We start from the raw sequence: 19,885 nt of genomic DNA, 5'->3' as shown, positions 1-19,885 counted from the left end.
CTAGTGGCCTTGACATCGCATGCAGTAAGATCATATGACCAACCTGAATTGTCTGAAATGGATGCCAGTGCTCTCGCAGCCAATTCAAAATTATTCGATCTTTACGAGTCTCGTGGGTTATTTGGGTAGCTAGCCCTGGGAAGTCAATATTCTCAAACGAAGGAGAAGCCAGAATTTCGGCGACCTTACTACACCCACTTCCAGTTCGCCCCGTAAGCGCGATGACGATAAAGGACTCGCGGTGATTAAATATCTGACTTAGTCCCGCTGCAATGTTTTCGTCGTCGGCCATCTGTCTACTTAGATTGTAAGGATTAAAGGCCCCGTACAAGTAACACGGGGGCTATGAATACATCGAAAAAACAACAGTAGGACAAGAGACTACGCCGTTTGAAACTTCTCCTCAAGGTTGTCAATGCGAGCCTGGAAATGAAAAAAGGGCGCTTCAGAAGAAGTGCCCTTTTTCATGCGTGACTGGCGCCCCGCGTCAGCGGCTTGATTTCAGGGCTCGATGCGCGTGCCGAGCACCGTCAGAAATTTCGCCAGCCAGTCAGGGTGCGCCGGCCAGGCAGGCGCCGTCACCAGATTGCCATCGACATGCGCCTGATCAACGGGAATCTCGGCATAAGTACCCCCGGCAGCCGTTACCTCCGGAGCACAGGCGGGATAGGCACTGCATGAACGGCCGCCAAGTACGCCTGCCGCCGCAAGAAGTTGTGCGCCGTGACAGATGGCGGCGATCGGCTTTTTCGCGTTGGCAAAGTGCTGCACCATGGCGATCACTTTCGGATTGAGGCGCAGATATTCCGGTGCTCTTCCGCCGGGAATCACCAGCGCATCATAGTCCTCGGCCGTCACCGAATCGAACGAAGCGTTGAGCGTGAAATTGTGTCCGGGCTTTTCGCTGTAGGTCTGGTCGCCCTCAAAGTCGTGCACTGCCGTACGCACGGTTGCTCCGGCATTCTTCCCCGGACAGACCGCATGTACCGTGTGCCCGACCATCAGCAGCGCCTGAAACGGCACCATCGTCTCGTAGTCCTCGGTGTAGTCACCGGTCAGCATCAGGATTTTCTTGCTTGCCATGATATTTCCTCCTTGTTGAGTGGGTCCGACGGATAGGATTGTGAATCAACCACTGCGCTGCGACTACTATTCAGCAAACGAACTCAACCGGACCCGATTGCAATACTTACTCTATGCTCTTCTCGACTTGTCTTGTGCCGGTTGCCGAATCAAGAGCCCCGTCAGGACAGCGTGCAGGATGACGGCCGGCCAAAGCACGATGCCGGTCGCACTACCCGTCAAACCGAGATAGGCGAGATACAGCGTAACGACCGCGCCGTAGAGCAACATGCCGACCCGCGGCGGGCCCGGCCAGCAGGCGACCCCAAGGGCAATCAGGGCGATGCCGGCCACGCGTGCGACGGGCAGGGCCACGCCGGTCAGTTCGTCACCCAACAACAAGCGCCCCACGAGTAGCGGGACGATCAGCAAGGCCAAGCCTGTCGCGATTTCTGCCACGGCGGCGAAAATCAGCGCCGATTTCATGGCGCGGACCCCGCTCTACCGCCGTGCGGCCGACCCCGGCCCTGGACTGCTTGTAGCGCCCGCCTTCGCGCCCTGCTCCGGCTCGAAAGGCTCAAGCTTGACGGTCAGCTTGTTGATCGTTCCGGTGAACTTGAACGGCGAGTCGTAGCGATACTCGATCAGCGCCAGCGGCGTGCGCGTGTCAATGCCGACATCGAAGGTTTCGTCCTCCGGGAATGTTATCGGAGTCGTGTGTTCCATGGAATTCCTGGCCACCTCTTTGCCGTCCACCGTGAGCACCCCTGTTCCGCCCTTGGCCAGGCCGGGGCCATCCGACTTGAAGTCGAAGACGATGGTGTGCTTGCCGGCAGCCAGCTCCGGCCCTTCCCAGGTCGTGCGCTTGAGGTCGAGCAGGTTGTAGAGGAACACCACCTTGCCGCGACCGATTCCCAGCTCGCCCTTGCTCAGAAACAGCCCGTATCCGCCGAAACGCCCGCCTTGGGTGACGATCATGCCTTCCGCGCCGCCTTCTGGAATCGTGACCTCGGCGGTGATCGTGTACGATTTGTTAAGAATGTTGGGCGCAGTGCTGGCCGGCACGCTGGACAAGGTGCCCGAATAAGTGAATTCCGTGCGGCCTGCCTTCAGGCTAGGACGCGGCGTATTCCAGCGCGCGAGCGTCGTGTTGTCGAGCGGTAGCACGTTGTACTTCGCCGCCTGCACGTAGAAGATGTTCTGCATCTGCTTGAGCTTCTCCGGCATCTTGGCCGCCAGGTCGTTGTTCTGCGTCGGATCCTCCACGACGTTGTACAGCTCCCACTTGTAGCCGGTTATCACATCCGGCGGTTTCGCGCTGCTCAGCTCCCACGGGCGCGTGGCCGGCGTTGTGGCCGCTACCCAGCCATCATGATAGATGGCGCGGTTGCCGAGCATCTCGAAGTATTGTGTAGTGTGCCGGGTCGGCGCGTTGGCGTTTGCCTTGTCCCAGGTATAGGCCATGCTCGTGCCTTCGATCGGCAACTGCTTGATGCCGTTGATCGTGTCAGGCGCCGGAATTCCGGTTGCTTCGAGAATGGTCGGAACGATATCGATCACGTGGTGGAACTGCCGACGGACGCCGCCCGCGTCATTGATGTGGCCGGGCCATGAGATGGCCATCCCCTGCGCCGTGCCGCCAAAGTGCGACGGCACCTGTTTCATCCACTTGAACGGCGTGCCGAAAGCCCAGGCCCAGCCTGCCGAATAGTGCGGAAAGGTCCGCTCGGAGCCCCAGAACTCGTACCAGAGGAATTGGTCCTTGATTGGCACCTCGATGCCATTGAAGGTGGTGAATTCGTTCGGCGTGCCGTTGACCATGCCTTCGGCACTGGCACCGTTGTCGCCACTGATATAGATGATCAAGGTGTTGTCGAGTTCGCCCATGTCCTCGACCGCCTGGATGACGCGGCCGATCTCATGATCGGTGTAGGCCTGGTAGGCGCCATAGACGTCCGCCTGCTTGATGAACAGCTTTTTCTGTTCGAAATCGAGCGTATCCCACCTTGGCAGCTTGGCGCCTCCATAGACGTCCTGTCCGTCCGGCCATGGGGTCAGTTGCGCGTTCTCGGGCATGATGCCGAGCTTCTTCTGGTTGGCGAAGATGGTGTCGCGCAGCTTTTCCCAGCCGTCGTCGAACAAATGCATGGCACTGATCTTGTCGATCCATTCCTTCGTCGGGTGGTGCGGTGCGTGCGTGCCACCGGGCACGTAGTAGACGAAGAACGGCTTCTTGGGCGCCAGCTCCTTGAGCTGCTTCATGTACTGGATCGCCTCGTCGGCCATCGCCGTCGTCAGGTTCCAGCCCGGATTGCCCTCGAAGGGGTAGATCGGCGTGGTATTGCGGAACAGATTCGGCTCCCACTGGCTGGCGTCGCCACCGACGAAGCCAAAGAAGTACTCGAAGCCCATGCCGTTCGGCCATTGCTCGAAAGGCCCGGCCTGGCTGTTGGCAAAGAAAGGCGTGTTGTGGTTCTTGCCGAACCATGAAGTAGCGTAGCCGTTGTGCTTCAGGATGGTGCCGATGGTGCCTTTCTCGATCGGGATGATCGAGTCGTAGCCGGGATACCCGGTGGCGATCTCACCGACCACGCCGGAACCCACCGAGTGATGGTTGCGCCCGGTAATCAGCGCGGCGCGTGTCGGCGAACACAGCGAAGTGGAGTGGAAGTTGGTGTAGCGCAGCCCGCTCTTCGCGATGCGGTCCAGCGCCGGGGTCGGGATGACGCCGCCAAAGGTCGACGGCGCTCCGAAGCCGTCGTCGTCGGTCATGATCAGCAGGACGTTCGGTGCGCCTTTCGGCGGCACGACGCGTGGCGGCCACCAAGGCGTCGACTCCGAGGCCTTCTCTTTGATCACCCCGCCGAACTTCGGATCGGGGGGCGGAAGCTGTTTGCCGCTGATGGTGGTAGTGGCGCTGGGCGAACCCAGCGTGCCGGTGACCTGCTGCGCGCTTGTCGGGCCGGAGGCCAACAAGACAGTGCAGACCAGAAACAGCCCTTTGGCGATGACGCGATTTATTTGCATGACCCCTCCTGTTTATGAGCGTGCGTTCTATGCTCGCGGTTATACCACTATCAAGCCCACCGTAGCGGGCTACCCGCCCTGACGATAAGAAAATACTTCATGGGTTGGCGCACGCCTGAACACGATCGGCTTCTGTTCCCCGATCAAGCGTCCCGCAAGGCGTCAGCGCTCCTGGCACCGGGTGCGGCGTGCCTTCCTCGTCCATCTGTGCGGCCAGCGTCTCCCATTCGACCAGCCCTTGGCGATCGAGCGTCAGGCGCAGCAACCAGCCGCGTTTCGCGGCTGGTAACTCGAACCCATCAAAGACAAAATTGCCAAGGCTGTAGACGATCAGTTTGCCGCGGTAATATTCGGCCCCCTGTGTGACATGCGGATGACCGCCAACGACCACATCGGCACCGGCATCGATCATGCTGTGCGCCAGTTGCCTTTGCCGTTCGCTCGGGTTGGGCTCGCGCTCCCAGCCCCAGTGCATGAACGGGATCACCAGATCGGCACCTGCAACACGCGCGGCACGGATGTCGCCGATCACCTGGCTATCTTCGCTCCAGGCAATTCCCGGCAGATCGGGACCGGCCTCAAAGGAGCGCGGCTTGAATTCGTTGTAGCCGAGTACGGCAATACGCAACCCCTGGCGCTCGATCCAGAGCGGTGCATGCGCACCGGCCAGATCACGACCGCCGCCAAAATAGGCGATGTCGGCGCGGTCGAGATGTCCGATCGTTTCAAGGAATGCCTCCTTGCCGTAGTCGCCCGAGTGATTGTTGGCGACCGCCAGGGCGTCAAAACGCCCCTTCAGCAATGGCACGACGCGGGGATCGGCGCGAAAGGAAACAATCTTGCTGTCGAGCGGTTTGCCGACAGTGGCGATCGGGCATTCCAGATTGCCGATGGTGAAATCGGCGTCGCGTAGCTGCGCATCGAAAAAAACCAGGGGGTCGCGCCCGGAGGCGATTACCCGCCCTGGCCCGTCGTCGAGCATGACATCACCGACGAATATCAGGCGCACCGGGTCGGCCTGCACGCCGGTATTGAAAAACAGCGCCAACAGTACAAAGATCGAATGGATCGGCTTCATCGCACCGTACTCGCGGCAGGCCGTCCTGCCGGGGCCGAGGATTCCGGATTCGTCATCGCACACCAGTATTGCAGTTCGCCATCGCGCACCGGTTCATACACGAAATGCAAGCCACTAAAGCCATAGCGTGAATCGCTGCTTCTGGTCGGCGGATAAGGATAAATCGCCTGATGGATCAGCACGGGCCCCTCGTCAAGGTCGGCATAGGTATAGATACTTATCGACGCAATATCCGCCGGTTTGTCCGTGAACACGACCCGGAAACGAAAGTACGAGCCAATCTGAATACCTTTGATTGCATAGGGTGATGACGCCGGATCGGCGACAAGCCGTTTCGTCTCCCCACCGTAGGTGTAATGGCAAACCACCTGTTCAGCATGAGCCGAAGTGGAGGCGATCGCCAGCAAACCGGCCAGAACACAGCGCGAAAAATATGGAACAGATTGCCCGGAAACCCGCACTACAACCTCCCCTATCCAACACCAAGAAACAGGCTACAAAGACAGCTTCTTGAATATCCGCTCCGGAATATGCCGGATGATGGTCATGATCACCCACCAGAAACCGGGCAGATAGACTTCGTCTGACTTTCGATCGACTGCCCGCACGATGCCGCGCGCGATGTCGTCCGGCTTTGCCCAAAGAGCGCCCTTGCTGAACGCCGCTGTCATCGGCGTATCGACGAAACCCGGCTTGATCGTCAACACCTGGATTCCCTGCTTCGCCACCCGATTGCGCAAACCTTGCAGGAACAGACTGACCATGCCTTTGGCCGCGCCATAAACATAATTGCTCTGCCGGCCGCGATCACCGGCGACCGAGCCGATCACCGCCAGGCTTCCACTGCCCTGCGCTGCAAACTTTTCACCCAGAAGCGTCGCCAGCGCGATAACGGACAAGCCGTTGGTGTCGATTTCCTTGAGTGTCTGATCGACCGAAACTTCACATGCCTTTTGATCCGGCAACGAGCCATGCGCGATGAGCGCGACATCCAGCCCACCCATGGCCGACACGGCCGCTTCGAGCATGTCGGCGTGCGCCGGAGTATCGCAAGCATCCATCGTGTAGCAGCCTACCGAAGCCGCGCCGCGCACGCGCAGATCGGCAGCGATGACGTCCAGCCGACCCGGTTTTCGCCCGACCAGAAACAGCGTATCCCCGCGTGCAGCCCACAGGCGCGCCGTTGCTTCCGCGATGGCCGAGGTGGAGCCGATGATCAGAATCCTCTGCATAATGCTTCTCCGTAATCTACGTCACAGCCGAACCGGCCAACAGAACCCGCCGTGCAAAGTCGGATGAAAACCGCGGATCGACGAAACGTTGAAATTCGTCAATTCGCGGATAGCTGCGCCGGAAAAACTCGCCGCTCATGCGCGCATCCTTGGCGGCGTAGAGCCGTCCACCGGCGGCGCTCACAATGGCATCAAGACGATCAAACAACGCCAGCGTGGACGCGCCCCGATTCGGGAAATCGAGCGCCAGGGTCACTCCCGGCATGGGGAAGGACAACAGACCGGGACTCGGCAGCGCGCCAAACGTTTTCAACACCGCAAGGAAGGATCCCTGCCCGCTGGATGCAATGCTGCGCAAGACATCATCGAGTGCCGCGCGCTCCGCCAGCGGCAACACGAACTGATACTGGTAGAACCCTTTCTTCCCGTAGATCCGGTTCCAGTGCAGGACGCCGTCAAGCGGATAGAAGAATGGCGCGTATGACATGCTTGTTCGAGCTGCAAGCGGACGATGATAGTAGGCTTGATTGAACGCATGGAGCGACAAACCATTGATTAGCGAAAAAGGTGGCGTCAATGGAACGCTCAAGGGCTTGCCGGACTCGACGCCAGGATCGCCCGCTTTGGCATGATCGCCCGCCATGTAGATGCCGCGCGGCTTTGCCGCCAGACAATCGATCCATGCCACAGTATATTCGTGCGCCGCCTCGGCAGCCGCGTTGAGCGTAAAGAAATCTTCGAGCCCGTCAAAGCGCGTGTTCTCGACGCTGATCATCGGACTCGCAATCCGCTTGAGCGAGATGGCGACCCAGGTGATCAGCCCCGTCAGCCCCAAACCGCCAATCGTTGCGGCGAAGTAGTCGGCGTTTTCCGCAGGCGAACAAACGCGACGCGAGCCATCGGAACGCAGCAGTTCGAAACGTTGCACGTAGCATCCGAAACTTCCTGCCCGATGATGATTCTTGCCATGCACGTCGTTGGCAATGGCTCCGCCCAGCGTAATAAAGCGCGTCCCCGGCGTCACCGGTAGAAACCAGCCACGCGGCACGAACACGGCGAGAATATCGGACAACAGAATGCCGGCTTCACAGACCAGCGTGCCGCTGGTTTCATCAAAATCGATAAGGCGGTCCATGCCGCGCGTGTGCAACAGGGTCGCCCCACTGTTGAGGCAGACATCGCCATAACTGCGCCCGTTACCGTAGGCGAGCAGGCTGGTATCAGTTTTCGGCAAGTCCGCGTCACGATCTGACCACCACCGCTCTTCAGCAGCAGGTGCGGCAGGTAGTTGCCCCCACGCTTGCAGCGCCATTATCGCTGCCTCGCCAGGCAGGCGGCACCGAGCGCCACGGCAAACCACAGCGTCGCCAGACGGCAGATGAGGGTTGCCGTAACCGCCGCCACTTCAGGAACACCATTGAGCACCAATAGCCCGAACATCACCGCTTCGCTGCTGCCCAGGCCGCCGGGCAGAAACGAGAGCGCCCCGACCAGCATGGCAAAAGCATAGATGAATACCGCCGTCGTCAGCGGCAGGGGATACCCGATTTCAGCAAGCAGCCACCAGAAGCCAAAGCCCTCGGCAAACCACGCGAGAATGCCAATGACCAGCCCCATGATCATGGCCGGGAGGGAAAAGCAGCGGCGAAAATGCAGAACGATTTCGCAGAGTCTGACCAGCAGCTTCGCCCACTTTTGCGGGCGCGGCATGGCCCAGCGATCCACCGCCGCAATCCCTGCCGTCCATTGCGCCAGCACCAGGACCAGACACACCGCCAACAAAGCCAGGCCGACGACGGGCCGCGCAGGAATGTAAACCCACAGACCGATCGCCGCGAGCACGATAATGGACAGCAGATCACTCGCACGCTCGGCAAAGAAGGCGGCGAGGCTGGACGCCGACGGGACGCCATACGGCTTGAGCAAAACCGAGCGCAACATCTCGCCCAATTTGCCCGGACTCGTAGTCAACGCAAAGCCCGAGAAATAAATCTGCAGATGGCTGCGCCAGGGCAGCGACACGTCGAGTAGCGCCAGATAGCGCGACCAGCGCACAAAGCGCAGCAGGTAGTTACTCAGGGAAAGCGCCAGCAAGCCGAGCAAAACCCATGGCCCGACCTGAACCAGCGCAGCCAATACGTCGCGCCAACCCACCCACAGCGACAACGCCAGATAACCAACAGCGGCGAACACCACGCTCCATAGCGCCGCGCGCAGCGGCCAATTCTTTTCGGCAGGCTGCGCCCGACTCGGATCAGTCATTGCATCGGCACGCGGCAAGATGCGTCACGCGTTTGTGCTTACTGCGGCGGTGCAGAAAGACTGCCTGGCCGTTGCTGCGGCGTGCGGGGGTTTTCCTTGGCCGCCAGATCGATAATGCAGACCACGCCATCCTGGTCGGCATTGGCATTGAGGAAGGACTCCAGACTATTGACGTAACTGGCCTGATCAACTGCTCCGCAATAAAAACGCGCGGTCAGATCCATGAAGTACGGGCTGTTGTCGTACGAGGACATGTTATTGCTGATCATCATGCTGCCGATGTGTTTGCCCCAGCACTTATTCTGCGCCAGCGTCATGAATGCGTCGGCCGCCCCCGACTGCCCTTCCCCCGGCGCGCAATTCGCCAACTGGCTATCGACTTTGTTGACCGCGTTACTCAAAGGGCCATCCAGAGGCGCGTTCCATGCGTTGGGCGCGCAGGCGCCGAGTGTCAATGAAGCGATTGCGGCAACAGCCAACGGCGGAATGAATAATTTATTGGTCATGTTCAAATCTTCCGGAAGAGGGTTACAAATAAAGTGCCGACAGCTCGGACTAACAGATGATGCCACCGCCCAAACACACACGGCTCTCATAGACCACCACCGACTGCCCCGGCGTCATCGCCCACTGGGGTTCCGCAAACTGTATCTCGCACGCGTTTGCGTCGATGTGTTCGATTTCGCAGGGTGCGTCGGGCTGCCGATAGCGTGTTTTGGCGCAGTATACCCAATGCGTTCGCGGCAGATCATCGACCCCGTCACCGGCTATCCATGAAAGCTGTTCCGCGCGCAATACATCGCACAGCAGCGCCGGATGGTCGTGCCCCTGCACCACATACAAGATGTTCTTTTCCATGTCTTTTTTTGCGACGAACCACGCATCGTGCTCGCCGTCCCTGGCGTAGGTTTTCGTGCCGCCAATATGCAGGCCTTTGCGCTGGCCCAGCGTGTGATAGGTCAGTCCATCGTGCTCACCGACAACACGATCATCGTCGAGACAACGGATCTCGCCTTTCTTCGGCGGCAGATAGCGCATCAGGAATTCCTTGAACGGCCGCTCGCCAATGAAACAGATTCCCGTCGAATCCTTCTTCTCCGCCACGTGCAGCCCCGCCGCTTCGGCCATCATTCGCACATCGCGCTTGTAGATATCCGCCAGCGGAAACAGGGTTTTCGAAAGCTGGGCCTGATTCAGGCGGTGCAGGAAATAGCTCTGATCCTTGGTGCCATCCTCGGCCTTGAGCAACTGGAACCGGCCGGCGAATTCGCGCACGCCGGCGTAGTGGCCGGTGGCAATCTTTTCAGCGCCCATCTGCATGGCATGATCCAGGAAAGCGCGAAACTTGATCTCGGAGTTGCACAGCACGTCGGGATTGGGGGTGCGGCCCGCCTGATACTCCTTCAGAAACTCGGCAAAAACGCGCTCCTTGTACTCCCTGGCGAAGTTCACCACGTCAACGTCGATGCCGATCCGGTCGGCAATACTCATCACGTCGATCAGATCCTGGCGCGACGAGCAGTATTCGTCGTCATCGTCGTCCTCCCAGTTCTTCATGAACAGGCCGATCACGTGCCAGCCCTGCTCCTTCAGCAGCATCGCCGCCACGGCGGAATCGACGCCACCGGACAAGCCGACGACTACCGTCCTGCCTGTATTCTCATTCACCGACATACGGAGTCTCTCCTGCTTGCCATTTCGCCACCGGCAAGACCACTGCCGGATGACCATTATCAAAAAACCAGGTATCGACCACGTATCGCCCCGACTCGTCGTCAGCCTCCATTGGCGCTATTTCTTCGATTTGCGCCGAATAGTGCTCGAAGATCAGGAAGCGACGCCGCAATACACGGTCGAGCACCCGGTGGTAACGCAGCCATTCCCGTTTCTCCATCAGCCGCAACAGGCGCGTTGTTGTCGTTGAATGGTCGATGCAATCCATCTTGCCGTGTACGGCGTCATCGGCATAGTTGCCGCCACGATCGGCAGAAATCGGAGTCTGCTGGCCTGCCCAGCCGAGCATGCGGCCGATGGCTACGCTGATTGCCTCGCGCTCCTGCGCCGCATCGTGCGCGCCCGCCAGAAGTGCGGCAAGGTTGCGCAACTGCCCCTCATCATAGATCACCTCGGCTCGCGTAAAACATCCATAATTGAAGCAGACGGTAACCCGTTCCTCAGCCCCTGCAGTCAGCGAACAGAGCAGCAGGGCGGCGAGTATAAACCTGAATAAAAACCTCATTCGACGTGCGCGATCAACTCGAGCGGATAACGCTTTCCTGCTCGCCAATCGTCGATGCAGCGCAGCACCAGCGGGCTGCGGTGCCGCGACTCGAGTGCGCGTATTTCGTCGAGTGTCAGCCAGTGCGCAGCGATAATTCCCTGATCCAGTTCGCGCTGCGCATCGTGCCCGGCGACCTCGCCGCCGAAGGCAAAACGCAGATAGGTCATGTCCTTGGCTTCGCTGCGCCAGTTATAGACGCCCACCAGATACCTCGGGATGAAACTGTAAGCCGTTTCCTCGAGCGTTTCGCGGATCACCGCATCGATCAGCGACTCCCTGCATTCAAGGTGTCCTGCCGGCTGGTTGAAACGGATCCCTTCGTTGGTTTCCTCCTCGACAAGCAGAAATTTTCCGTCGCGTTCGAGCACGGCGGCGACGGTGACATGCGGTTTCCAAATCATGGCGTGCTTTGAAGCGATGCAAAGCGCCTATTTTACCGCCAACCGGGAGGCAAAATCGGCTAGAATTCCGCTTTCCAAATCAGCAGCAGACGGGGAGAAAAACATGTCCATGGCGGACCGCGACGGATTCATCTGGCACGATGGCAAACTGGTGCCGTGGCGCGAGGCTACCACTCACGTCCTGACTCATACCCTGCATTACGGCATGGGCGTTTTTGAGGGTATCCGCGCCTACCAGGCCGACAAGGGCTGCGCCATATTCCGCCTCAACGAGCACACCGACCGCCTGTTCAACTCGGCCTACATCTTCCAGATGAAGATGCCGTACGACAAGGCCACGCTGATCGAAGCGCAAAAGGAAGTCGTGCGCGCCAACAAGCTCGAATCCTGCTACATCCGGCCGATCGTTTTCTATGGGTCCGAAGCCATGGGCATCGCCGCCACGGCCATCAGCACGCACGTCGCAATTGCCGCCTGGCCCTGGGGCGCCTATCTTGGCGACGAAGGCATGGAGAAGGGCATCCGCGTCAAGACCTCGTCCTTTACCCGCCACCATGTGAACATCAACATGTGCCGCTCGAAATCGGTTGGCACCTACACCAATTCGATCCTGGCGCACCAGGAGGTCGCGCACGACGGCTATGACGAGGCGCTGCTACTTGACGTCGACGGCTACGTTGCCGAAGGCGCCGGCGAGAACGTGTTCATCGTCAAGAACGGCATCCTATACACGCCGGACCTCACTTCCTGTCTCGAAGGGATAACGCGCGCCTCGGTGCTCACCCTGGCTGACGAACTGGGTATCAAGGTGGTCGAAAAGCGCATCACGCGCGATGAAGTCTACTGTGCCGAAGAAGCTTTTTTCACCGGCACGGCGGCTGAAGTCACGCCGATCCGCGAGCTCGACAACCGACAGATCGGCGCCGGCCATCGCGGACCGATCACGACACAGATTCAGAGCCTCTTCTTTGGCTGCGTGAATGGCAAAGTGCCGGCGCATGAAGACTGGCTCACTTACGTTTAGCCTCACCAGGCGTCACCCGGACATTTCATTTCAAATCCCAAGGTTCTGCACCATGGCCGAAAACAGCTCATCAAAATCCGACGCGGCAATCGCGATTACCGCGCATGACTTGCCCCTGCATTGCCCGATGCCGGACGCACCCCTGTGGGCGCGCCACCCACGCGTTTTTCTCGATATCGTCCAGAGCGGCGAAGTGGTCTGCCCCTACTGCAGCGCACACTATGTCTTCAAGGGCGAGTTGCCCAAGGGTCATTGAACTCGTGAGGATCAAGGCGCGGGGAGTGGCAGCATGGGGTCATTGACTCCCGACACCTCGCTCCAGCCTCCTCAACGATCCTCGAACAGTCTCCGTGCGCTGGTTGTAACGCCTGCCTGGGTTGGCGACACCGTCATGGCGCAGGCGCTGTTCATGCGGCTGCACGAGGCCAATCCCGGCCTGCAGCTCGACGCGCTTTCGCCACGCTGGGTCGCCCCGGTACTCGAACGCATGCCGGAAATCAACACCATCATCGACAGCCCGTTCGTTCATGGCCAGCTCTCACTGAAGGCCCGTCGCGACCTGGCCTCGCGACTGAGAAAGGCCGGCTACCAGCGCGCCTACATCCTGCCCAATTCGCTCAAGTCGGCGCTGATTCCCTTCCTGGCCGGCATTCCTGTACGCATCGGCTTTACGGGCGAAGCGCGCTACGGCCTGATCAATCGCCGCCATGTGCTTGACGAGGCGGCCCTGCCGCAAATGGCCGAACGCTTCGCTCAGCTGGCCGTAGAACCCGGCGCCGCGCTGGTGCGCCCCTTGCCGCAACCACGCCTGGTTTCAAGCGCCGGACAGCAAGCGGAAACGCTCGACACGCTCGGTATCGAACGCCCGGAAAGAGTCGCTGTTTTCTGCCCAGGCGCCGAATATGGCCCGGCCAAACGCTGGCCGGCAAATCATTTCGCGACGCTGGCCGGCGAACTGGGCAAGCGCGGCTACGCAGTCTGGCTGCTTGGTTCGCCGAAAGACAAGGCCATTGGCGACGACATCGTCCGCCTGGCTGCGCCCGCCAGCGCGCCACGAAACCTTTGCGGCAACACGTCGTTGACGCAGGCCATTGATCTGATTGCCGCATCCAGCTTTGTCGTCTGCAACGACTCCGGCCTGATGCATGTCGCCGCGGCAGTGGGTCGGCCGCTGATTGCCGTCTATGGCTCGTCCTCGCCGGGATTCACGCCACCGCTCACGGCACATGCGAAAATCATCAGCCTCAATCTGGATTGCAGCCCGTGCTTCAAACGCGAGTGCCCCCTCGGGCACCTCGACTGCCTGAACAAGCTTGAGCCGCAACGCGTGCTTGACGCCTGCCTGACGCGAGCAAACCCATGAACGTCATTTTCACCAGCGCCGAAGAAGCCGAAGAGGCGTTCTATGACGCCATCGGACGCGCCGATCTCGACGCACTGATGAGCGTCTGGGCCGACGACGAGGAAATCGTCTGCATTCACCCGACCGGGCAATGCCTGACGGGGCACCTGGCCGTACGTGAGAGCTGGCGAGGAATTCTCGCCAACAACCCGCACCTTACGGTACGCATCAAGCGCAACGTATGCTGGGAAGGCGTACTGCTCGCCGTCCATAGCGTCGTTGAAACGCTTTACCTGGGCCACGAGCCGACACCGCACGGCCCGATGCTCTCGACCAACGTCTTTCAACGGGGTGCCAATGGCTGGCGCCTGCTCTCGCGCCATGCCTCCGCCGCGGCGGATTCCACCACCCTGGATTCCACCGACAGCAACAGCGAGTCCCCCGAGGGTGGTGTGCGGACGCTGCATTGATCGACTACACCGCACCGAAGTGGCTCCCCGGCGGCCACCTCCAGACCCTCTACCCGCTGTTGCTCAAACCTGCCCTGCCGCTCTACCACCGTGAGCGATGGGAGACTCCGGACGGCGACTTCATCGACCTCGACTGGAACGATGCCAGCGGTTCAGTACAGCGTGATGCAAACGCGTCGCCCGCCGTTCCCTCCATCGTTCCCACCATCGTTCCGTTGATCGCCTTGTTTCATGGGCTGGAAGGCAGTTCGGGCAGCCACTATGCGCGCGCCCTGATGCATCGGCTGAACGACATCGGCTGGGGCGGTGTGGTGGTCCATTTCCGTGGCTGTTCCGGCGAACCGAACCGGTTGCCGCGCGCCTATCATTCGGGAGACAGTGAGGAGATCGACTGGATTCTTCACCGGCTGAAGCAGCAGCATCCCGAACGACCGCTTTACGCGGTCGGCGTTTCCATGGGCGGAAATGCCCTGCTCAAGTGGCTTGGCGAACGCGAATCCTCCGCCAACCATTTACTCTGTGGTGCAGCGGCGATCAGCGCACCGTTCGACCTCGCTGCCTGCGGCCACCAACTGGCCTGCGGTTTCAATCAGGTCTATACACAGAATTTCCTGCGCACGCTCAAACAAAACGCCGCCAGCAAGTTGCAGCGCTTTCCCGGCCTGTTTGACGAACGGCGCATGCACGAAGCAAGCACCCTGCACGCATTTGACGATGTGGTCACCGCTCCGCTACACGGCTTTGCAGGGGCTGATGACTACTGGCGGCGCGCTTCGAGCAAGCCCTGGCTGGCCGGCATCCGCGTACCGACGCTGCTGCTCAACGCCCGGAACGACCCGTTCCTGCCCGAAGATGCGCTGCCGGGAGCCGATCGGGTTTCAGCGCAGGTGACGCTCGATTTCCCGAATGAAGGCGGGCATGTCGGTTTTGTTTCGGGCAGTCGTCCGGGATCGCTCGACTGGTTGCCCGACCGCATACTTCGCTTCTTCACGGACCATGCAATGTCCACAGCGACCGCGCAGAGCAAAAAATGCATTGCCGCTGATGCGCTGCACCGGTGAGACAGGGAGAACGTTTTTGCATCGAGTCGGAATCAATTCCTTGCAGTTTTCAGTGCAATCCTGAGCTCTTGTCCGGACTATCTACCGGCTGCCTTTATCAACAAATGGCAGTTCATTCGATTTCAACCTCACCGCTTATGCGGCCATTTGCCCCGCCATCCAAGGCATCTTTGCAACACGCAAAAAGCGACCCACTTGGGCCGCTGCCATCAACCCAGATTTGACCGCGTGCGCCAGGAATTGCAAGCTCCTGGCTTGGATGCCCACCAAGCTGTCTTGGTTGCTTCGGCCACGAGCAGCCATCCGGGATTTCGCCCAAAAGCAGTCATTGGTGAGGCTTTCAGCGCGATCTGAGGCGCCACGTTAGCGAGCTGGCGCCGGAGTTAACCAGCAAAACCGTCTCCCGAAAACAAAAGTTCGGCGTCAAGATCGCAGACGGCTGCCGGCAAGGTAAAATGGCTGTGTGGATAAGCTGAGTCCTGAACATCGCGGCTGGCTCATGAGCCGCGTCAAGTCGAAGGACACAACGCCGGAGTTGGCGGTGCGGCGCCTAGTTTTCGGCATGGGGTATCGCTATCGACTGCACGATAAGCGATTGCCCGGTAGGCCGGATTTGGTGTTTGCGGGCCGACGTAAGATCGTTTTCGTCAATGGCTGTTTCTGGCATGGACACAAAGGCTGCCGATATGCGCATCTACCGAAAACAAGGGTGGATTTCTGGCGAACCAAGATCAAGAACAACCGGGCTAGAGATCGACGAAACATTGCGCAATTGGAAGCCAGCGGTTGGACGGTTCTTACCGTCTGGCAGTGCGATCTGAAAATCATCGAAGCCTTGGCGAACAAACTATATGACTTTCTCGAATTCGACTAAACAACGCCCAATCGGAATCGACCTATTTGCCGGTGCTGGAGGATTGTCGCTAGGTTTCGAGCAGGCAGGATTCGACATTTCGGCCGCGGTGGAAATCGACCCCATCCACTGTGCAACCCATGAACACAATTTCCCCTACGCTAAGACAATCTGCGCGAGCGTAGTAGATGTTGGCGGCGACGATATCCGGCGCAGAGCCAATCTGGGCGACGTCGAAATCGACGTCGTATTCGGTGGAGCTCCATGCCAGGGCTTCTCACTCATCGGCAAGCGTGCCTTCGACGACCCACGGAACCAACTCGTACTCCACTATGTCCGCATCGTGGCCGAATTGCAGCCGAAGTATTTTGTATTCGAAAACGTGAAGGGGCTAACGCTAGGCAAACACGTCGCGTTCTTGGATGAACTGATCGCCGCGTTAGGCAGCGCCGGTTACGACGTTGTATCTCCATACCAAGTGCTTAATGCCGCCGATTTCGGCGTACCTCAAGACCGCAAGCGCTTGTTCGTTGTCGGCGCGCGGCACGGCCTTGCTTTGCCGAAATATCCTGTGCCGATCGAATCGCGAACGACCGTCTGGGAAGCGATCGGAGATTTACCGGATGCCGACCGGTTCGACGAGTTGAACGCGAACGATTCGATCCAAGTCACCTGGACCACCAATGCTCCCTACGCCCGTCGACTACGGGGCCTCGAACACGACCTAACGGACTTCGGTTACAAGCGAGAATTCGATCCCGACGCGCTTACGGCAAGCCTTCGCACCGTGCACACAGAGCTTTCCAAGAGTCGCTTTATGGCAACCGCGCACGGCAAGACCGAGCCTATTAGCCGCTTCCGTAAGCTGCCACCTGACGGTCTATGCAATACCATCCGCGCGGGTACCGACAGCGCGCGTGGAGCGTTCACCTCGCCTCGCCCGATTCACCCATGCCTTCCTAGGGTCATAACTGTGCGCGAAGCCGCTCGTTTGCACTCCTACCCCGATTGGTTTCGGTTCCATTCGACGAAGTGGCACGGTTTCCGCCAGATCGGCAACAGCGTTCCTCCGTTGTTGGGTCGTGCCGTCGCCGCCGAAATTGCCAAGACGCTTGGCGTCAAACCACGAAAACCACAACAAGTCCTTCCACTCGGCGCCCCCGACCTGCTGACTTTCGATATGGGGGATGCGGCGCACCATTTCAGTGTGCCACGAAACACCATCGCACAACGCGCCCGTAAGACCAATCCGAACCAACAAGACCTATGGAATGAGGCATATGCCTAACGAACATACCGCCAAGAAACAGCCGAATCGATATCAAGCCATTATCGATCGGGTATTTCGCGACCACTATGTTTCGAACGTGACCGAGTTTGAATTCACTCGCGACGAGTTCGTTGCTATCGCGGCATCGTTGAGGATTGCGCTACCGAAGAACCCCGGCGATGTGATCTACTCGTTCCGGTACCGAAATGAATTGCCGGAAGCGGTTCGCAAGACTGCTGCCAAGGGCCTCGAATGGATCATTGAGGGCGCAGGGCGGGCACGCTATCGATTTAAGCAGGTACGACTGAACCGAATCGTCCCGCGTGAAGAACTCCTTACTATCAAGGTTCCCGACTCGACACCCGAGATCATCGCCGCCTACGCATTGACTGACGAACAAGCTCTACTGGCAAAGGTGCGGTACAACCGTTTGGTCGATGTGTTCTTGGGTATCACAGCGTACTCGCTCCAGAACCACCTGAGAACCACTGTCAAGAACGTCGGACAGATCGAGATCGACGAAATATACGTTGGTCTCGATCGTCATGGACGGCAATTCGTAGTTCCGGTTCAGGCAAAGGGAGGTAGCGACAAGCATGGGGTAGTTCAAACCCAGCAAGATATCCTGTGTTGCGCCGAGAAGTTTCCAAACCTGATTTGCCGCGCAGTATCGGCGCAGTTCATGACCGAAGACCGCATCGCCCTCTTTGAACTCACAGTGAAGTCGGGTGACATCAAGGTAGTCGACGAGCGACACTACCAACTTGTTCCCGCAGGCAATATTTCCTCCGAAGATTTGCAGCAGTACGCCTCGCGAGCCACTTGACGCCGAACCCGGCAGTCGAGCGCACGCTGCGCGATAAAACTGCGCACTGCTCGCTAACGGAAACTCGTGCTAAAGCCGACCAGACCGAAACCGCCCCTCGCGCGGCCTCAAGCACGCTGGCGCGCTTTTCCGGATAGCGCTTTTATTACCTTCGAAGCGTCAAAGGGGCCAGGCTCCCATGGCACTACCTTAAGCCAAGGGCATGATCAAAGAGACAAAGGCACGATGGCTGAGAGCCTCGCTTGTTAAGATCGTGGTGTCTGAAATCACGTTCGATAACAAGGAGGATCAGCCATGGTCGATGCTAGCAAAAAAACGCCTGCAACAAGAGTTGGAGAGGTTTCGGCGGCAGTTTGGTGATCAGCCGACGCAAGCTTTTGGGGCGGTGCTGCCGAACGACGTGTTGCGGACACTGCTCGCCGAGGAAGTCGGTGCGTTTCGGGAGCGCATCTATCCGCCCCTGACGACCTTGGGGCTCTTTGTCGGGCAAGCGTTGAGTCCCGATGGCGCATGCCAGGATGCCGTGGCCCGCCGCGTCAGCGAGCGAACGGCCCGAGGACAGGCGGCGTGCAGCCTGAACAGCGGACCCTACTGCAAAGCGCGCCAGCGCTTACCCCTGGGACTGATCCGCAAGCTTGCCCTGTGTGTCGGGCAGAAGCTCGAACAGGCCAGCCCGCGCGCCTGGAAATGGCGGGGCCGATCGATCACGCTGTTGGACGGCACCACGATTTCGATGCCCGACACGGTGCAGAATCAGTCGGCGTACCCGCAAAGCGGTGTGCAAAAGCCGGGGCTGGGCTTTCCACTGGCCATGCTGGTTGCCCTGATCTCCCTCTCCACCGGCGCGGTACGGAGTTGGACACAGGGACCGTGTCGGGGCAAACACACCGGCGAGCAAGCCTTGTTCCGTACGCTGATGACGAACTTGAGTCCGGGCGATATCGTGTTGGCCGACCGCTATTACTGCAACTACTTCACAGCGGCCTTGTTGGTCGAACGTGGCGTCGATCTGATCACCCGGCAGCATCAGCGTCGCATCACCGACTTTCGGCGCGGCCAGCGGCTGGGGCGACGCGATCATCGGGTCGACTGGATACGCCCCCAGCGTCCCGGCTGGATGGACCCCGAGACCTACGCGCGCATGCCGGAACGCTTGGCCGTGCGCGAAACCGAAGTCGCCGGCTGCGTTCTGGTCACGACGTTCCTTGATCCCGAAGCGGTCAGCGCGCTGGAGATCGACGCGCTGTACAGACGGCGCTGGCAGGTGGAGGTGGATCTGCGTTCGATCAAGGCCGAGATGGGGATGGATATTCTGCGCGCCAAATCGCCCGCCATGATCGACAAGGAAATCGCTGCCTGCCTGCTGGGCTACAACCTCGTGTGCGCACTGATGAGTCGCGCCGCGGCCGTAGCGCACGTGCTGGCCCGGACGCTGAGTTTCAAGGGAACGCTGCAATTGCTCTTGGCCTTCGAGCAGCAACTGCGCTCTGGCGCGGGTGCCGGGGTGAGAACCATGACCGCCCATTTGCTCGGCGCGATCAGCATGCTCCAACTACCCATTCGTCCCGGTCGGGTCGAACCTCATGCCATCAAGCGACGACCCAAGAACCACCCGCTGCTCACCGTGCCACGTGATATCGCACGCGCCACAATCCTCAACTCACGATGTACAACGTCTTAAGGTAGTGCCATGGGG

22 protein-coding genes are annotated in these 19,885 nt (G+C 59.6%); 9 read left to right on the top strand and 13 right to left on the bottom strand.

What is annotated here, in order from left to right; genetic code table 11:
• From PROAA_RS18985 to PROAA_RS18470, 13 genes are all read right to left on the bottom strand, one after another.
• Positions 1 to 292: hypothetical protein (locus tag PROAA_RS18985; protein WP_222102368.1), on the bottom strand; the 292-nt coding region annotated here is incomplete at its 3' end.
• A gap of 209 nt (positions 293 to 501) precedes the next feature.
• Positions 502 to 1,083: a DJ-1/PfpI family protein gene (locus tag PROAA_RS18525; RefSeq protein WP_186412769.1), complete on the bottom strand. Its 582-nt coding sequence runs from the start codon at positions 1,081 to 1,083 to the stop codon at positions 502 to 504.
• Between the two features lie 111 nt (positions 1,084 to 1,194).
• Complete coding sequence (locus PROAA_RS18520; protein ID WP_186412768.1) at positions 1,195 to 1,548, bottom strand: hypothetical protein; 354 nt, start codon at positions 1,546 to 1,548, stop codon at positions 1,195 to 1,197.
• 15 nt (positions 1,549 to 1,563) lie between these two features.
• A complete protein-coding gene (locus PROAA_RS18515) occupies positions 1,564 to 4,089 on the bottom strand; it encodes an arylsulfatase (protein WP_186412767.1) in 2,526 nt (841 codons plus the stop codon).
• A 97-nt stretch (positions 4,090 to 4,186) separates the two neighbouring features.
• Positions 4,187 to 5,167 (bottom strand): CapA family protein, encoded by a 981-nt coding sequence (locus tag PROAA_RS18510; protein ID WP_186412766.1) that lies wholly within the window; start codon positions 5,165 to 5,167, stop codon positions 4,187 to 4,189.
• The gene (locus PROAA_RS18505) at positions 5,164 to 5,628 is read right to left on the bottom strand and encodes a hypothetical protein (protein ID WP_245664353.1); all 465 of its coding nucleotides are present in this window, start codon (positions 5,626 to 5,628) and stop codon (positions 5,164 to 5,166) included. The genes PROAA_RS18510 and PROAA_RS18505 overlap by 4 nt, the downstream gene beginning before the upstream one ends.
• A 33-nt stretch (positions 5,629 to 5,661) precedes the next feature.
• The gene (locus tag PROAA_RS18500; protein WP_186412765.1) at positions 5,662 to 6,399 is read right to left on the bottom strand and encodes an SDR family oxidoreductase; all 738 of its coding nucleotides are present in this window, start codon (positions 6,397 to 6,399) and stop codon (positions 5,662 to 5,664) included.
• 16 nt (positions 6,400 to 6,415) lie between these two features.
• On the bottom strand, positions 6,416 to 7,711 hold the full coding sequence (locus tag PROAA_RS18495) for an FAD-binding oxidoreductase (RefSeq protein ID WP_186412764.1): 1,296 nt from the start codon (positions 7,709 to 7,711) through the stop codon (positions 6,416 to 6,418).
• Positions 7,711 to 8,661, bottom strand: coding sequence for a lysylphosphatidylglycerol synthase transmembrane domain-containing protein (locus PROAA_RS18490; protein ID WP_186412763.1), 951 nt, complete (start codon positions 8,659 to 8,661; stop codon positions 7,711 to 7,713). Before PROAA_RS18490 ends, PROAA_RS18495 begins: the two co-directional genes overlap by 1 nt.
• 38 nt (positions 8,662 to 8,699) lie before the next feature.
• The gene (locus PROAA_RS18485; protein WP_186412762.1) at positions 8,700 to 9,167 is read right to left on the bottom strand and encodes a hypothetical protein; all 468 of its coding nucleotides are present in this window, start codon (positions 9,165 to 9,167) and stop codon (positions 8,700 to 8,702) included.
• Between the two features lie 49 nt (positions 9,168 to 9,216).
• Entirely contained in the window at positions 9,217 to 10,335 is a 1,119-nt protein-coding gene (gene mnmA / locus PROAA_RS18480) for a tRNA 2-thiouridine(34) synthase MnmA (RefSeq protein ID WP_186412761.1), read from the bottom strand.
• A complete protein-coding gene (locus PROAA_RS18475) occupies positions 10,322 to 10,900 on the bottom strand; it encodes a hypothetical protein (RefSeq protein WP_186412760.1) in 579 nt (192 codons plus the stop codon). The genes mnmA and PROAA_RS18475 overlap by 14 nt, the downstream gene beginning before the upstream one ends.
• Positions 10,897 to 11,343 (bottom strand): NUDIX hydrolase, encoded by a 447-nt coding sequence (locus PROAA_RS18470; protein ID WP_186412759.1) that lies wholly within the window; start codon positions 11,341 to 11,343, stop codon positions 10,897 to 10,899. Before PROAA_RS18470 ends, PROAA_RS18475 begins: the two co-directional genes overlap by 4 nt.
• A 103-nt stretch (positions 11,344 to 11,446) precedes the next feature.
• On the opposite strand from PROAA_RS18470, the gene PROAA_RS18465 reads away from it, so the two are divergent.
• From PROAA_RS18465 to PROAA_RS18425, 9 genes are all read left to right on the top strand, one after another.
• Positions 11,447 to 12,367, top strand: a complete 921-nt coding sequence (locus PROAA_RS18465; RefSeq protein WP_186412758.1) for a branched-chain amino acid transaminase — start codon at positions 11,447 to 11,449, stop codon at positions 12,365 to 12,367.
• 52 nt (positions 12,368 to 12,419) lie between these two features.
• A complete protein-coding gene (locus PROAA_RS18460; RefSeq protein WP_186412757.1) occupies positions 12,420 to 12,623 on the top strand; it encodes a zinc-finger domain-containing protein in 204 nt (67 codons plus the stop codon).
• 33 nt (positions 12,624 to 12,656) lie between these two features.
• On the top strand, positions 12,657 to 13,730 hold the full coding sequence (gene waaF, locus PROAA_RS18455) for a lipopolysaccharide heptosyltransferase II (RefSeq protein ID WP_186412756.1): 1,074 nt from the start codon (positions 12,657 to 12,659) through the stop codon (positions 13,728 to 13,730).
• Positions 13,727 to 14,179 carry a YybH family protein gene (locus PROAA_RS18450; RefSeq protein ID WP_186412755.1) on the top strand — a complete coding sequence of 151 codons (453 nt, stop codon included), beginning with the start codon at positions 13,727 to 13,729 and terminating at the stop codon, positions 14,177 to 14,179. The genes waaF and PROAA_RS18450 overlap by 4 nt, the downstream gene beginning before the upstream one ends.
• Positions 14,176 to 15,240, top strand: a complete 1,065-nt coding sequence (locus PROAA_RS18445; RefSeq protein WP_186412754.1) for a hydrolase — start codon at positions 14,176 to 14,178, stop codon at positions 15,238 to 15,240. Before PROAA_RS18450 ends, PROAA_RS18445 begins: the two co-directional genes overlap by 4 nt.
• A 463-nt stretch (positions 15,241 to 15,703) precedes the next feature.
• Positions 15,704 to 16,114 carry a very short patch repair endonuclease gene (locus PROAA_RS18440; RefSeq protein WP_186412753.1) on the top strand — a complete coding sequence of 137 codons (411 nt, stop codon included), beginning with the start codon at positions 15,704 to 15,706 and terminating at the stop codon, positions 16,112 to 16,114.
• Positions 16,092 to 17,381, top strand: coding sequence for a DNA cytosine methyltransferase (locus tag PROAA_RS18435; RefSeq protein ID WP_186412752.1), 1,290 nt, complete (start codon positions 16,092 to 16,094; stop codon positions 17,379 to 17,381). The genes PROAA_RS18440 and PROAA_RS18435 overlap by 23 nt, the downstream gene beginning before the upstream one ends.
• Positions 17,374 to 18,189 carry an endonuclease gene (locus tag PROAA_RS18430; protein WP_186412751.1) on the top strand — a complete coding sequence of 272 codons (816 nt, stop codon included), beginning with the start codon at positions 17,374 to 17,376 and terminating at the stop codon, positions 18,187 to 18,189. The genes PROAA_RS18435 and PROAA_RS18430 overlap by 8 nt, the downstream gene beginning before the upstream one ends.
• 256 nt (positions 18,190 to 18,445) lie before the next feature.
• Positions 18,446 to 19,870 (top strand): IS4 family transposase, encoded by a 1,425-nt coding sequence (locus PROAA_RS18425; RefSeq protein WP_186412750.1) that lies wholly within the window; start codon positions 18,446 to 18,448, stop codon positions 19,868 to 19,870.
• Positions 19,871 to 19,885: the final 15 nt, after the last annotated feature.

Origin of the sequence: Candidatus Propionivibrio aalborgensis (assembly GCF_900089945.1) — a bacterium.
Lineage (GTDB): Bacteria > Pseudomonadota > Gammaproteobacteria > Burkholderiales > Rhodocyclaceae > Propionivibrio > Propionivibrio aalborgensis.
The sequence above is the reverse complement of the archived record's forward strand: the minus strand, read 5'-3'. Positions and strand labels throughout refer to the sequence as shown.